A 14,338-nucleotide genomic window follows, 5' to 3' on the forward strand; every position below is an offset into this window, starting at 1 on the left:
TTCCTTAAACCCGACTTAAATAACCAGCGACACGGCCAACGGCAGGAACACTGCCGTGGCCACGCCCATCAGACTCATGGCCAGCGCGGCAAAGGCGCCGGTCTCTTCGCTTTCCTGCAAGGCCACCGACGTACCCACGGCGTGGGCGGTCATGCCCAGGGCCATGCCCCGCGCCTCGGGGCTGTGTACGCCCAGGCGCGACAAATAGGCCGGCCCGATCATCGCGCCGATCACCCCGGTGATTAGCACAAACACTGCCGCCAAGGCGGCCACACCACCGATCTGCTCAGCCACCAGCATCGCGATCGGCGAGGTTACAGACTTGGGCGCCATGGTCATCAGCATCATGTGTTCCGCGCCAAACCACCAGCCCAACAGCACGCACAGGCCGGTGGCCAATACGCCACCTATCACCAGCGTAGTAAAAATCGGCCAGAACAATTGGCGAATCCGTCGCAGATTCAGGTAAAGCGGCACCGCCAGGGCCACCGTCGCCGGCCCCAGCAGGATGCTCATGATCTCGGTGCTCTTGCGGTACTCGACATAGGTCAGGCCACACCCGAGCAGCACACCGATCACCAGCAGCATCGACACCAACACCGGTTGCAGGAAGATCCAGCGGGTTTTCTCGAAACCGGCCAGCACCAGTTGATAGGCGCCGAGGGTGATGCCGATGCCGAACAGGGGATGATGAATCACCGCAGCCCAGGCGCCCTGCCAATCCACGGTCATTGGCCCTCCTCCCGCTGCGCCTGGCGCTTGACCAGCTTTTGCATCAGCACACCGACAAAGCCCATGGCCACCACCAGCGACAACACCAACGCGCCGACGATGGCCCAGAAGTCGGCAGCGATGTCCTTGGCATACACCATCACACCCACCGCCGGCGGCACCAGCAGCAACGGCAGGTAACGCAGCAGGCTGCTGGCCGCCAGGCTCAGGGGCTCACCGACTTCGCCGCGCCAAACCAGGTATGCCAGCATCAGCAACAAGCCAATGATCGGCCCCGGCAACACCGGGACAAACAAATGATTGATGGCCGTGCCGAGCAATTGAAACAGCACCAGCCATGTCAGACCGCGTAACAGCATCCGTTCTTCTCCCCAAAAGCGTGTCGGCATTATAAGCACGCCGCCTCTATGGAACGGCATTCGCCAAAAGCATGGTGGGTTGACCGGGCCAAGTGCCCATGATGATCTACATTGGTTCTCTGGACCTGTCCAAAAATACAAAATGACGAACTAAGGAGAGTCGCAATGCCCTCAGTACCCGTAGCGCAACTCAAGGATTATGTCGGCAAGGAACTGGGACGTTCCGCATGGCTCACCATCGACCAGGAGCGCATCAACCTGTTCGCAGAGGCCACCGGCGATTTTCAGTTCATCCACGTCGACCCGGTGAAAGCCGCCCAGACCCCGTTCGGCGGTACCATCGCCCACGGTTTCCTGTCGCTGTCGCTGATACCCAAGCTGATCGAAGACATCCTGATCATGCCCGAGGGCCTGAAGATGGCGGTCAACTATGGCCTGGACAGCGTGCGTTTCATCCAGCCGGTGAAGGTGGATTCCAGGGTGCGCCTGGCCGTGACCCTGACCGACGCCACCGAGAAAAAGCCCGGGCAATGGCTGCTTAAAGCCACTTGCACCCTGGAAATCGATGGCCAGGAAAAACCGGCGTACATTGCGGAGTCGTTGTCACTCTGCTTCGTCTGAGCCGGGCCGTGGTGAGCCCGTCTGCTCACCACATTTCATGTAAATTTATGTATAGATCTCGCAGCTGCGGCATACTCGGCGCTCAATTATCCGGATCCCGCTATGCGCCCACTCGCTCCCCTTGCTCTTGTCCTTTTGCTCACCGCGTGCGGCGACGGCGAATCGCTGTTGCCGCCCGATGCGCGGCTGCCCGATGGCGGTCGTTACCGGGGCGATGTGGTCAATGGCTTGCTGCAAGGCCAGGGCCGGGTGGATTACCCCAACGGCAGCTGGTACGCCGGTCAGTTCGACAAAGGCCAGTGGCACGGCCAGGGCGAATGGCATGGCAGCAACGGCGAGGTCTATAAAGGCCAGTTCCAGCAAGGCCAGTTCGACGGCCAAGGCAGCCTGACCACGCCGGGCAACAGCTACGTCGGCGGTTTCAAGCAAGGTAAGCGCAACGGCGAAGGCACCCTCAAAGAAGGGCAGATGACCTATCGCGGCGAATTCAAGGACGACCAGTATTCCGGCCTCGGCCGCCTCGAACTGGCCGACGGCAGCCAGTACCAGGGCCAGTTCGCCCACGGCAAACCCAACGGCGAAGGCCAGCGCAACGACGACAGCGGTAACCAGTTCAGCGGCCACTTCGTCGATGGCCAACTGGAGGGCAACGGCACCTTCAACAGCGCCGACGGCGACATGTACATCGGCCACTTCAAGCAGAACCAGCTCAACGGCAAGGGCCGCTATGAAAACGCCGACGGCGACGTGTGGATCGGCGAGTTCAAGGAAGGCGCCCTCAGCGGCAAGGGCGAACTGATTGGCGTGGACGGCAGCCATTACGTGGGCCAATTCGTCGACTGGCGCTTCACCGGCCAGGGCCGCCTGAACCTCACCGACGGCAGCTTCTATATTGGCGGCTTCGACAGCGACAGTTATCAAGGGCGCGGCACCCTGGTGCTGACCGACGGCACGGTGCAGGCCGGCACCTGGGTCAACGGCATGCGCGTGCGCGACGCCGATGGCAAATTGTTGCCTGACCCGCTGGAGATCGGCCTGTTTGCCCAGGGCCGCCTGCTGGATGAGGCCCTCGCCGCGGTGCCCGCCTCCAAATCAGGGGTGGAGCTGTACACCCTGGTGGTGGCCGGCGACGGCAAACAAAGCGTATTCCTGCGTGAAGCCGACTACGTCAGCAACATGCTCGCCACACGATTCGGAGCCTATGGCCAGATCCGCCTGGTCAACCACCGCGACCATATCGCCGACCGCCCCATGGCCACCCGCGAAAGCCTGCGCCGTGCGGTCCAGACCCTCGCCGAACGCAGCGGCCCGCAAGACCTGGTGTTCATCTACCTGACCAGCCATGGCACCCACGAACACGAACTGGTGCTCGACCAGCCGCGCATGGAACTGGCCGACCTGCCAGCCGATGAGCTGGCCGCGGTAATGGCGCCGCTGAAAAACCGCGACAAGATCGTGGTGATTTCAGCCTGCTACTCCGGGGGGTTCATCCCGGCCCTCAAAGACGAACACACCCTGATCATGACCGCCTCACGCGCCGACCGCGTGTCGTTCGGCTGCTCCGAAGAGGCCGACTTCACCTACTTCGGCGACGCCCTCTTCGCCCAGGCCTTCAACCAGACCGATGATTTGCAGCAAGCCTTCAAGCTGGCGCAAACCCACGTGGCCGAACGCGAGCAGGCGGATAACTTCGAAGCCTCCGAGCCGCAGATCTGGGCCCCCAAAGGCGTCATCGCCCATTGGCAATTATTACGCAAACAGCAGGCACGAAAAGCGCTGGAAAGCGTCTCAATGAATAGCAAGGAAGCCAAGAGCAACTAAGCTGAATCTGTACCAAGGGGGAAACATCATGTACCTGACGCCTCAGCATATCTTGCTCGCCGGAGCCTCCGGCCTGACCGGTGAACACCTGCTGGACCGCCTGCTCAACGAGCCGACCGTGACCCGCGTGCTGGCACCCAGCCGCAAGCCGCTGGCCGAGCATCCACACCTGGAAAACCCGGTGGGTGACCCGGCGGTGTTCCTGCCGCAACTGAGCGGCCAGGTGGACATCGCCTTCTGCTGCCTGGGCACCACCATCAAACAGGCCGGCTCCGAAGAAGCCTTCCGTGCCGTCGACCTGGACATGGTCGTGGCCTTCGCCAAGCGTGCTCGGGAAATGGGCGCGCGGCACCTGATCGTGATCAGCGCGATTGGCGCCGACCCGAAATCCTCGATCTTCTACAACCGGGTCAAGGGTGAGATGGAACAGGCGTTGAAAGCTCAGGGTTGGCCACAACTGACCATTGTCCGGCCTTCGTTGCTGCTGGGTGAACGGTTGGAGCCAAGGTTGGCCGAGCAACTGGCTGGCCCATTGTCGCGACTGATTCCGGGCAAGTACCACGGCATTGAAGTGTGCGAACTGGCGCGGGCGATGTGGCGGCTGGCGCTGGAAGAGCAGGATGGGGTGCGGGTTGTGGAGTCGGATGAGTTGCGCAAGCTCGGCAAGTAGTTTTGCAGTGGGCCGGCTGGCCTCATCGCGGGCAAGCCCGGCTCCCACACTGACCGCTGTCATGGCGAACCCAGCCTCATGTGTGAGCTGGCTTGCCTGCGATGAGGCCAGCCGCCCCTTTCAGCCCCTAAAGCCCGCCCGTCGCGTTAAATCCAACCCCCAGCACCGTCAGCACCGACAGTGGCAACAGCAGCGTGTCGAGCAAGGCGCTGGCCGGTAGATCGACATGGGGATAGCTCGGCGCCTCGGCTCCGAAACGGTCCATCGCGCAGCACCCGCCCTGAATCGCATACATATCCAGGCGCGTCCCGGCATACACCACCGGCGCGCCGGGTTGCGCCGCGTCCAGCGTGCGCGCAGTGGCGCAACCGGTCAGATGCAACGCCAGCAACAGCATCAGAAATTTATTCATCACTGCTCAAATGGTGTTCGCCCCAGCGCGGCAGCATGTCCTGAGGGATATTCAGCAGGTTGAGAATCCGCGCCACCACAAAGTCCACCAGGTCATCGATGGTTTGCGGCTGGTGATAAAAGCCCGGCGACGCAGGCAAGATAGTCACGCCCATGTTCGACAGTTTGAGCATGTGTTCCAGGTGGATACTCGAATACGGCGCCTCGCGCGGCACCAGAATCAACTGGCGACGCTCCTTCAAGGTCACGTCCGCCGCACGTTCGATCAGGTTGTTGCAGGCCCCGGTGGCAATCGCCGACAGGGTCCCGGTGGAACATGGCACCACCACCATCGCGGCCGGCGCGCCGGAGCCAGAGGCCACCGGCGACATCCAGTCTTCCTTGCCATAGACCTTGATCTGCCCCGCCGCCGCACCGGTGTACTCGGTAAGGAAGGCCTGCATCATCTGCACCTTGGGCGGCAACGCAACGTCGGTTTCGGTGGCGAGCACCAGTTGCGCCGCCTTGGAGATCAGGAAGTGCACCTCGCGGTCTTCGCGCACCAAACAGTCAAGCAGGCGCAAGCCATAGGGCGCGCCGGACGCACCGGTCATCGCCAGGGTGACGCGCTCCGGGCCGCTCACTTCAGGGCCTCGGCGAGTTTGCCGTGCAGGTCGCCGAAGCCGCCGTTGCTCATGATCACCACATGGGTGCCGGGCTTGGCCTGGTGTTTCACGTGCTCGATGATGCCGTCCAGCGAGTCGCAGCAAATCGACGGCACGGTGCACAGCGCAGCGATGGCGGGCAGGTCCCAGCCAAGGTTGGCCGGTGCATACCACACCACCTGGTCGGCATCGTTGACGCTTTCGGGCAAACCGTCACGGTGGGCGCCGAGCTTCATGGAGTTGGAGCGCGGTTCGATAATCGCGATTACCTGGGCATCACCCACGCGCTTGCGCAAGCCATCCAGGGTGGTGGCGATGGCCGTCGGGTGGTGGGCAAAGTCGTCGTAGATGGTAATCCCGTTCACTTCAGCGACTTTTTCCATGCGGCGCTTGACGCTCTTGAACGCGCTCAAGGCGGCAATGCCCATGGACGGCACCACGCCGACGTGCCGCGCGGCCGCCAGGGTAACCAGAGCGTTGGCGACGTTGTGCTGGCCAGTCATGTCCCACTCAACGATGCCTTGGGCGACGCCTTCGAACAGGACTTCAAATTTTGAGCCGTCTTCGCTCAGCAGCTTGACCTGCCATTGCCCGCCCGCGCCCGTGGTTTGTACCGGGGTCCAGCAACCCATCTCGATCACCCGCTGCAAGGCTGGCTCGGTAGTCGGGTGAATCACCAGGCCTTCGCTGGGAATGGTACGTACCAAGTGGTGGAATTGCCGCTCGATAGCTGGCAGATCGGGGAAGATGTCAGCGTGATCAAACTCCAGGTTGTTCAGGATCGCCGTGCGCGGGCGGTAGTGAACAAACTTGGAGCGTTTGTCGAAGAACGCGCTGTCGTACTCATCCGCCTCGATGACAAAAAACGGCGTGTCACCGAGGCGCGCCGACACCGAGAAGTTTTGTGGCACACCGCCGATCAGGAAGCCCGGGCTCATGCCCGCATGCTCCAGCACCCAAGCCAGCATGCTGCTGGTGGTGGTCTTGCCGTGGGTACCGGCAACGGCGAGCACCCAACGGCCTTGCAGCACATGGTCGGCCAGCCATTGAGGACCAGACACGTACGGCAAACCTTTATTCAGTACATATTCGACCGCCGGGTTGCCGCGCACCATGGCATTGCCGATCACCACCAGGTCCGGAACCGGGTCGAATTGCGCCGGGTCGTAACCTTGGGTCAGCTCAATGCCCTGGGCCTGCAGTTGCGTGCTCATGGGCGGGTAAACGTTGGCGTCGGAGCCAGTAACGTGATGGCCCAGTTCTTTGGCCAACACTGCCATTGAGCCCATGAACGTGCCGCAAATACCGAGAATATGAATGTGCATAGTCGACCTCGTAAAACATCGAGGCAGGTTAGCGTAGGGAGGAACAAATCGCACCCTTTAGCTAACGGGCAATCCCGTGTTTGCGCAGCTTTCTATACAGGGTGTTACGGCTGACACCCAGTTGCTCGGCCGTGTGGCTCATATGCCAGCGCTGTTGCTCCAAGGCATTGAGCAGCGCCAGGCGCTCTGCGTCGTCCAGGGGCGAGTCCGAAAGCTCGTCCGCCCTCGCGGGCTGCGGGCGCGCCTGGCGAATCACTGCCGGCAAGTCTTCAAGCCCGATACGTCCGTCGTCACACAACGCCGCCAACGTGCGCAACACGGTGCGCAACTGCCGCACATTGCCCGGCCAGGCAAATGCCAGCAGTGCCTGCCGCGCGGGACTGTCAAGCAACACCGACTGATCGCCCGCCTCCTCCGCCAGCAGAAAATCCAGTAACTGCGACTTGTCGCTACGCTCACGCAGGGGTGGCAGGGCGATTTCCAGACCGTTCAGCCGGTAGTACAGGTCCTCGCGAAAGCTGCCGTCCTGTACCCGCTCCAGCAAATTACGGTGGGTGGCGCTGATGATTCTGACGTTCACCGCCTGTGGCTCGCCGCCGATAGGCACTACCAGCCGGTCTTCCAATACCCTTAACAGCCGGGTTTGCAACGCCAAGGGCATATCGCCGATTTCGTCCAGAAACAACGTGCCGCCGTCCGCCTGCTGCAGCTTGCCGCGCATGCCCTCCTTGCGGGCGCCGGTGAAGCTGCCGCCGCGGTAGCCGAACAGCTCGCTTTCGATCAGGCTTTCCGGGATGGCTGCACAGTTCAGTGCAATAAACGCTTTGTCGGCCCTGAGGCTGGCATGGTGCACCGCCTTGGCAAATGCCTCCTTGCCAGAGCCGGTTTCGCCATTGACCAGCAACGGCACGTCGCGCTCAAACACACGCAACGCCTTGCGGAAATCGTTTTGCAGCGCCGCATCCCCCAGGCAAATGCCCGGCAGCCGCGCCCGCTCGGGCATCGGCTGAGGAACCGGCGCCGGCACACTGCGTGGCTGGCCGCGCAACACCGCGAACAACCCACGGCCATCGCGGGTACGCAGGGGCCAACTGGCGCTGGCATTCGCGCTGGCACGCCCGAGCAACTCATCCAGGGAGCAATCGAAAAACGCCTCCACCGGCTGCCCCAACAACCCACCACGAATTTGCCCAAGCAGGTTCAACGCACTCTGGTTCACCGCGCAAATGCGCCCTTCGCCATCGAACGCCAGCAGCCCTTCACTGAAAAGGCCCACGGGTTCGGCCTGCAAATGAAAACGCAGCAACCAGTGATTCTCGAAATGCCGCAGGAAGTAACAACTCTCGATCATCTTCGCCGACAGATTGACCAGCGCCATAGTGTGGAACTGACTCTGGCGCGACACCGCCTCGCGCGCCGACGACACATCCAGCACCGCAAGCAGCTCACCATGGGGATCAAACACCGGACTGGCCGAGCAGGTAAGGCCGGTATGGCGGCCACGGAAGTGTTCATCGCGATGAATGGTGAGGGACTGGCGTTCCACCAGGCAGGTGCCGATGCCGTTCGTACCTTCGCAGGCCTCGCTCCAATCCGCGCCCAGCCACAACCCGGCGCGCTCGAAAATCTTGCGCTCGCTGGGAGCGGTGACACAGTTGAGGATCACCCCGCGAGCATCGGTGAGCAGCACCGCGTGGCCGGCACCGGAGAGTTGTTGATGCAGGCTGTTCATTTCGCTGCCAGCAATGCTCAAAACTTGTTGCAGGCGTTCGCGGCTTTCCAGCAGCCGGCCATGTTCGAGCACCGTGGGGGCCATGGTCAGCGCGGGGTCGAGGTGATAGTCCTCCAGGCAACGCAGCCAGGAGCGGGCGATGGACGGATCGCTGCCGGGGCCGTGCAGCGGGTCCTGGCCACGGGTGACTGTCAAGACTTGCTGGGCATGGCGACTGAAATGATCGTTTTGCATGTTCTTATTATTCTCCCTGCGTGAACTACAAACCGCGCGCGAGTGCCCAGCATCCTCCAGCCTCCCGACCATTGCAATCCCGGGCAGACCCACCGGTCACAGGCTGTACCGTTTGTGGCACAAACTGTCACTCGGGTTGTATCAAGTGTGTCACAGCAACGGTTTGCAACAACCTCCAACCCCTTGATTTACGGGCACTGCGAGGCACTGGCCCAACCTTTGCTCTACGCTTTAACAAGCACAACCGTGCGTCCTCCAATAAACACAAAAAGCCAGGAGATACTCACCATGCGTTACGCACACCCCGGTACTGAAGGCGCTATCGTTTCGTTCAAGGCCAAGTACGGCAACTACATCGGCGGTGAGTTTGTCGCGCCGGTCGATGGCAACTATTTCACCAACACCTCGCCGGTCAACGGCAAACCCATTGCTGAATTCCCGCGCTCCACGGCCAAGGATATCGACAAGGCCCTGGACGCTGCCCATGCCGCCGCTGACGCCTGGGGCAAGACCTCGGCACAGGACCGCTCGCTGGTGCTGCTGAAAATCGCCGACCGCATCGAACAGAACCTCGAACTGCTGGCCATCACCGAAACCTGGGACAACGGCAAGGCTGTTCGCGAAACCCTGAACGCCGACATCCCGCTGGCCGCCGACCACTTCCGCTACTTCGCCGGCTGCATCCGCGCACAGGAAGGCAGCAGCGCCGAAATCAACGAACACACCGCCGCTTACCACTTCCACGAGCCGCTGGGCGTCGTCGGCCAGATCATCCCGTGGAACTTCCCGCTGCTGATGGCCGCCTGGAAACTCGCGCCAGCCCTAGCCGCCGGTAACTGCGTGGTGCTCAAGCCCGCCGAGCAAACCCCGCTGGGCATCAACGTGCTGATGGAACTGATCGGCGACCTGCTGCCGCCGGGCGTGCTGAACGTGGTGCACGGCTACGGCAAAGAAGCCGGCGAAGCCCTGGCCACAAGCAAGCGCATCGCCAAGATCGCCTTCACCGGCTCCACGCCAGTGGGCTCGCACATCATGCATGCGGCGGCCGAGAACATCATTCCGTCCACCGTTGAGCTGGGCGGCAAGTCGCCGAACATCTTCTTCGCCGACATCATGAAAGCCGAGCCGCAATTCGTCGAGAAGGCCGCCGAAGGCCTGGTGCTGGCATTCTTCAACCAGGGCGAAGTGTGCACCTGCCCTTCCCGCGCACTGGTGGAAGAGTCGATCTACGACGACTTCATGAAAGTGGTGATGAAGAAGGTCGAGTCGATCAAACGCGGCGACCCGCTGGACACCGACACCATGGTCGGCGCCCAGGCGTCCGAGCAGCAGTTCGACAAGATCCTGTCCTACCTCGAAATCGCCAAGGGCGAGGGCGCCGAGCTGCTGACTGGCGGCAAGGTCGAGAAGCTGACCGGCGATTTGGCCACCGGCTATTACATCCAGCCTACCCTGCTCAAGGGCACCAACAAGATGCGGGTGTTCCAGGAAGAAATCTTTGGCCCGGTGGTGAGCATCACTACCTTCAAGGATGAAGCCGAAGCCCTGGCGATCGCCAACGACACCGAGTTCGGCCTGGGTGCCGGCCTGTGGACCCGCGACATCAACCGCGCGTACCGCATGGGCCGGGCGATCAAGGCCGGGCGTGTGTGGACCAACTGCTATCACCTGTACCCGGCGCATGCCGCGTTCGGTGGTTACAAGAAGTCCGGTGTGGGCCGTGAGACCCACAAGATGATGCTCGATCACTATCAGCAGACCAAAAACCTGCTGGTGAGCTACGACATCAATCCGCTGGGCTTCTTCTAACTAACAACTCGCTCCCACATTTGAAATGCAATCAAGTGTGGGAGCTGGCTTGCCTGCGATAGCGGCGGTTCAGCCAACTAAAATATTGACTGCCACACCGCTATCGCAGGCAAGCCAGCTCCCACAGTTGAACTTCGCACAGTCGTTGCTACCTCATCCGGCACAAAGATGCCGAATTAGAACAATAACAATGGACGGTACTTTCACATGCCCAGCGAACCCACTGGCTCTTCCGTCGACTTCGAAAAAGTCGGCACCGAATACTTCCAACAACGAGAACTGAAAAAAGGCGCTGCCGGCTGGGTGCTTCTGGTCGGTCTCGGTGTTGCCTACGTGATCTCCGGCGACTACGCCGGCTGGAACTTCGGCCTGGCCCAGGGTGGCTGGGGCGGCATGTTCCTCGCCACACTGCTGATGGCCACCATGTACCTGTGCATGTGTTTCTCCCTGGCCGAACTGTCTTCCATGATTCCTACCGCCGGTGGCGGCTACGGCTTTGCCCGCAGCGCGTTCGGCCCCTGGGGCGGGTTCCTCACCGGCACCGCGATCCTCATCGAATATGCCATCGCCCCCGCCGCCATCGCGGTGTTTATCGGTGCCTATTGCGAGTCGCTGTTCGGCATCGGCGGCTGGATGATCTACCTGGCGTTCTACATTATCTTTATCGGCATCCACATTTTCGGCGTGGGTGAAGCGTTGAAGCTGATGTTTGTGATTACCGCCGTCGCCGCGATCGCCCTGGGCGTGTTCCTGGTGGCGATGGTGCCGCACTTCAGTGTCGCCAACCTGCTGGACATCCCGGTGACCGAGGCCAAGGGCGCCAGCACTTTCCTGCCCTTCGGTTATGTCGGCGTGTGGGCGGCGATTCCTTACGCGATCTGGTTTTTCCTCGCTGTCGAAGGCGTACCGCTGGCCGCCGAAGAAACCAAGAACCCGAAACGTGACCTGCCGCGCGGCCTGATCGGCGCCATTGTGGTGCTGACCAGTTTCGCCCTGCTGATTTTGGTGATCGCCCCGGGCGGTGCTGGTGCCTATGCGCTGATGGCGTCGGGCAATCCGCTGGTGGAAGCCTTGTCCAAGGCATACGGTGGCTCCACGTGGATGGGCCACTTCGTCAATCTGGTGGGCCTGGCCGGGTTGATCGCGAGCTTCTTCTCGATCATCTACGCCTACTCCCGGCAGATCTTCGCCCTGTCCCGCGCCGGCTACCTGCCGCGCAAGCTCTCGCAGACCAACAAAAGCAAGGCGCCGGTCCTGGCCCTGGTGATCCCCGGCATCATCGGGTTTGGCCTGTCGCTGACCGGCCAGGGTGATTTGCTGATCCTGGTGGCCGTGTTCGGCGCGACCATTTCCTACGTGTTGATGATGGCCGCGCACATCACCTTGCGCATCCGCCGCCCCAAAATGGATCGCCCGTACCGCACACCGGGCGGCATCTTCACCTCGGGCGTCGCGCTGGTACTGGCTTGCATCGCCGTTGTGGCGGGCTTCCTGGTGGATCCGCGCGTGGTGATTGGCGCTGCGATCATCTATGGAGTATTAATTGCTTACTTTGCTTTCTACAGTCGGCATCACTTGGTAGCAGGCACGCCGGAAGAAGAATTTGCGGCGATCCAGGCCGCAGAGGCCGCCTTGCACTAAACGCCGTAAACCTCGGTGCGGGCGCTTTACTCACATTCTGCCCGCACCGACAAGGAGACTCTGTATGGCAAGCTTTTCCCACGCGGTGGGTGCATCGACCTACCGCTTCGACAGCCTCAAGGACGTGATGGCCAAGGCCAGCCCGGCACGCTCCGGAGATTTCCTGGCCGGCGTTGCCGCCCAGAACGACGGCGAGCGGGTCGCGGCGCAAATGGCCCTGGCCAATATTCCGCTGAAGCACTTTCTTGAAGAAGCGCTGATCCCGTACGAAAGCGACGAAGTCACCCGGCTGATCATCGACACCCACGATAAACAGGCATTTTCCGTGGTCAGCCACCTGACCGTCGGCGGCCTGCGGGACTGGCTGCTCAGCGACGCAGCCGATGAACAAAGCCTGCGCGCCCTGGCGCCCGGCCTGACCCCGGAAATGGCCGCGGCCGTGTCGAAGATCATGCGCGTGCAGGACCTGGTGCTGGTGTCGCAGAAGATCCGGGTTGTCACACAGTTTCGCGGCACAATGGGCCTGCGCGGGCGCCTGTCCACCCGCCTGCAACCCAACCACCCCACCGATGAACCGGCAGGCATCGCCGCCAGCATTCTCGACGGCCTGCTCTACGGCAACGGCGACGCGATGATCGGCATCAACCCGGCCACCGACAGCATCGCCTCGATCTGCGCCATGCTGGAAATGCTCGACGCAATCATCCAGCGCTACGAAATCCCCACCCAGGCTTGCGTGCTGACCCACGTCACCACCTCCATCGAGGCCATCAACCGTGGCGTGCCGCTGGACCTGGTGTTCCAGTCGATCGCTGGCACCGAGGCGGCCAACGCCAGTTTCGGCATCAGCCTGAGCGTGCTGCAGGAAGGCTACGAGGCGGGCCTGAGCCTGAATCGCGGCACCCTCGGGCAAAACCTGATGTACTTCGAAACCGGCCAGGGCAGCGCCTTGTCGGCCAACGCGCACTTTGGCGTCGACCAGCAAACCTGCGAAACCCGAGCCTACGCCGTGGCTCGGCACTTCAAGCCATTTTTGGTGAATACAGTCGTAGGATTTATCGGCCCCGAGTACCTGTACAACGGCAAACAGATCATCCGCGCCGGCCTCGAAGACCACTTCTGCGGCAAGCTGCTGGGCGTGCCGATGGGCTGCGACATCTGCTACACCAACCACGCCGAAGCCGACCAGGACGACATGGACACCCTGCTCACCCTGCTGGGCGTGGCCGGGATCAACTTCATCATGGGCATCCCGGGCTCCGACGACATCATGCTCAACTACCAGACCACCTCGTTCCACGACGCGCTCTACGCCCGGCAAACATTGGGTTTAAAGCCAGCGCCGGAGTTTGAACTGTGGCTGGCAAAAATGGGCATCTTCACGCAAGCCGACGGCAAGGTGCACTTCGGCAACAGCCTGCCACCGGCATTCCGCCACGCCTTGGCGCAACTGGGATGAAGAAGGAACCGCCTGTGCACATCGACACCCCGGAAAATAATGTAGACAACCCGTGGCTGGAACTGCGGCGCCTGACTCCAGCGCGGATTGCCCTGGGCCGTACCGGCACCAGCATTCCCACCGGCGCGCAGTTGGATTTCCAGTTCGCCCACGCTCAAGCGCGGGACGCTGTACACCTGCCGTTTGATCATGCAGGACTGAGCAGCCAACTGGCAGAACGTGGCCGTGACAGCCTGTTGTTGCACAGCGCCGCTGTCGACCGCCACAGCTACCTGCAACGCCCGGACCTGGGGCGGCGCCTGAGTGATGAATCCGCCCAGACATTGCGGGACTACGCCGACGCCAACCCGGGCGGCGTGGACCTGGCGGTGGTGGTGGCCGACGGTTTGTCGGCCCTCGCGGTGCATAAACACACGCTGCCGTTTCTGACACGCATGGAAGAACAAACCCACGCTGAAGGCTGGTCCCTGTCACCGGTGATTCTGGTTGAACAAGGGCGCGTCGCCGTCGCCGATGAAGTCGGCCAGTTGCTGGGGGCGAAAATGGTGGTGATCCTGATCGGCGAGCGGCCGGGGCTCAGTTCACCGGACAGCCTGGGGCTGTATTTCACCTACAACCCCAAGGTCGGCCTCACCGACGCGTACCGCAACTGCATCTCCAATGTGCGGCTGGAAGGCTTGAGCTACGGCATGGCAGCTCATCGCCTGCTTTACTTGATGCGTGAGGCCTGCCGACGGCAGTTGTCGGGGGTCAACCTCAAGGATGAAGCGCAGGTACAAACCCTCGAGTCGGATGATCCCGACCTGATGAAAGGCAACTTCCTGCTAAGCCCGCCGAAGGACTGATCCCTGCACGATTGCGCTTTTTCTGCGCTTTAGGC

The 14,338-nt window shown here is 61.9% G+C and carries 13 protein-coding genes; 7 read left to right on the forward strand and 6 right to left on the reverse strand.

Features of this window, described 5'->3' with window-relative positions; translation table 11 throughout:
• Nucleotides 1-15: 15 nt before the first annotated feature.
• Together M2400_RS11885 and M2400_RS11890 are read right to left on the reverse strand one after the other, a co-directional pair.
• Complete coding sequence (locus M2400_RS11885; RefSeq protein WP_177043295.1) at nucleotides 16-732, reverse strand: LrgB family protein; 717 nt, start codon at nucleotides 730-732, stop codon at nucleotides 16-18.
• Nucleotides 729-1,091: a CidA/LrgA family protein gene (locus M2400_RS11890; protein WP_177043294.1), complete on the reverse strand. Its 363-nt coding sequence runs from the start codon at nucleotides 1,089-1,091 to the stop codon at nucleotides 729-731. The genes M2400_RS11885 and M2400_RS11890 overlap by 4 nt, the downstream gene beginning before the upstream one ends.
• Nucleotides 1,092-1,256: 165 nt before the next feature.
• Between M2400_RS11890 and M2400_RS11895 the strand changes: the two genes are divergently transcribed.
• From M2400_RS11895 to M2400_RS11905, 3 genes are all read left to right on the forward strand, one after another.
• Entirely contained in the window at nucleotides 1,257-1,712 is a 456-nt protein-coding gene (locus tag M2400_RS11895; RefSeq protein WP_010174760.1) for a MaoC family dehydratase, read from the forward strand.
• A gap of 102 nt (nucleotides 1,713-1,814) precedes the next feature.
• Entirely contained in the window at nucleotides 1,815-3,533 is a 1,719-nt protein-coding gene (locus M2400_RS11900) for a C13 family peptidase (protein ID WP_259196705.1), read from the forward strand.
• Nucleotides 3,534-3,561: 28 nt separating this feature from the next.
• A complete protein-coding gene (locus M2400_RS11905) occupies nucleotides 3,562-4,203 on the forward strand; it encodes an oxidoreductase (protein ID WP_010174756.1) in 642 nt (213 codons plus the stop codon).
• Between the two features lie 127 nt (nucleotides 4,204-4,330).
• On the opposite strand, the gene M2400_RS11910 is transcribed toward M2400_RS11905, so the two are convergent.
• The 4 genes from M2400_RS11910 to M2400_RS11925 all read right to left on the reverse strand — a co-directional run bounded on the left by M2400_RS11910 (nucleotide 4,331) and on the right by M2400_RS11925 (nucleotide 8,549).
• Complete coding sequence (locus tag M2400_RS11910) at nucleotides 4,331-4,615, reverse strand: YceK/YidQ family lipoprotein (RefSeq protein ID WP_177043292.1); 285 nt, start codon at nucleotides 4,613-4,615, stop codon at nucleotides 4,331-4,333.
• Nucleotides 4,608-5,237, reverse strand: a complete 630-nt coding sequence (gene ubiX, locus M2400_RS11915; RefSeq protein ID WP_003219402.1) for a flavin prenyltransferase UbiX — start codon at nucleotides 5,235-5,237, stop codon at nucleotides 4,608-4,610. The genes M2400_RS11910 and ubiX overlap by 8 nt, the downstream gene beginning before the upstream one ends.
• Complete coding sequence (gene mpl / locus M2400_RS11920) at nucleotides 5,234-6,583, reverse strand: UDP-N-acetylmuramate:L-alanyl-gamma-D-glutamyl-meso-diaminopimelate ligase (RefSeq protein WP_259196697.1); 1,350 nt, start codon at nucleotides 6,581-6,583, stop codon at nucleotides 5,234-5,236. Before mpl ends, ubiX begins: the two co-directional genes overlap by 4 nt.
• 61 nt (nucleotides 6,584-6,644) lie before the next feature.
• Entirely contained in the window at nucleotides 6,645-8,549 is a 1,905-nt protein-coding gene (locus M2400_RS11925; RefSeq protein ID WP_259196694.1) for a sigma-54-dependent Fis family transcriptional regulator, read from the reverse strand.
• Nucleotides 8,550-8,837: 288 nt separating this feature from the next.
• On the opposite strand from M2400_RS11925, the gene M2400_RS11930 reads away from it, so the two are divergent.
• From M2400_RS11930 to eutC, 4 genes are all read left to right on the forward strand, one after another.
• Complete coding sequence (locus M2400_RS11930) at nucleotides 8,838-10,358, forward strand: aldehyde dehydrogenase family protein (RefSeq protein ID WP_259196692.1); 1,521 nt, start codon at nucleotides 8,838-8,840, stop codon at nucleotides 10,356-10,358.
• 207 nt (nucleotides 10,359-10,565) lie between these two features.
• Nucleotides 10,566-11,999 carry an ethanolamine permease gene (gene eat / locus M2400_RS11935; protein WP_177043288.1) on the forward strand — a complete coding sequence of 478 codons (1,434 nt, stop codon included), beginning with the start codon at nucleotides 10,566-10,568 and terminating at the stop codon, nucleotides 11,997-11,999.
• Between the two features lie 64 nt (nucleotides 12,000-12,063).
• Complete coding sequence (locus M2400_RS11940) at nucleotides 12,064-13,458, forward strand: ethanolamine ammonia-lyase subunit EutB (protein WP_259196690.1); 1,395 nt, start codon at nucleotides 12,064-12,066, stop codon at nucleotides 13,456-13,458.
• Nucleotides 13,455-14,303 (forward strand): ethanolamine ammonia-lyase subunit EutC, encoded by an 849-nt coding sequence (eutC, locus tag M2400_RS11945; protein WP_177078038.1) that lies wholly within the window; start codon nucleotides 13,455-13,457, stop codon nucleotides 14,301-14,303. The genes M2400_RS11940 and eutC overlap by 4 nt, the downstream gene beginning before the upstream one ends.
• Nucleotides 14,304-14,338 lie beyond the last annotated feature (35 nt).

It is taken from the genome of Pseudomonas sp. BIGb0558 (assembly GCF_024807515.1).
Taxonomy (GTDB): Bacteria; Pseudomonadota; Gammaproteobacteria; order Pseudomonadales; family Pseudomonadaceae; genus Aquipseudomonas; species Aquipseudomonas yamanorum_A.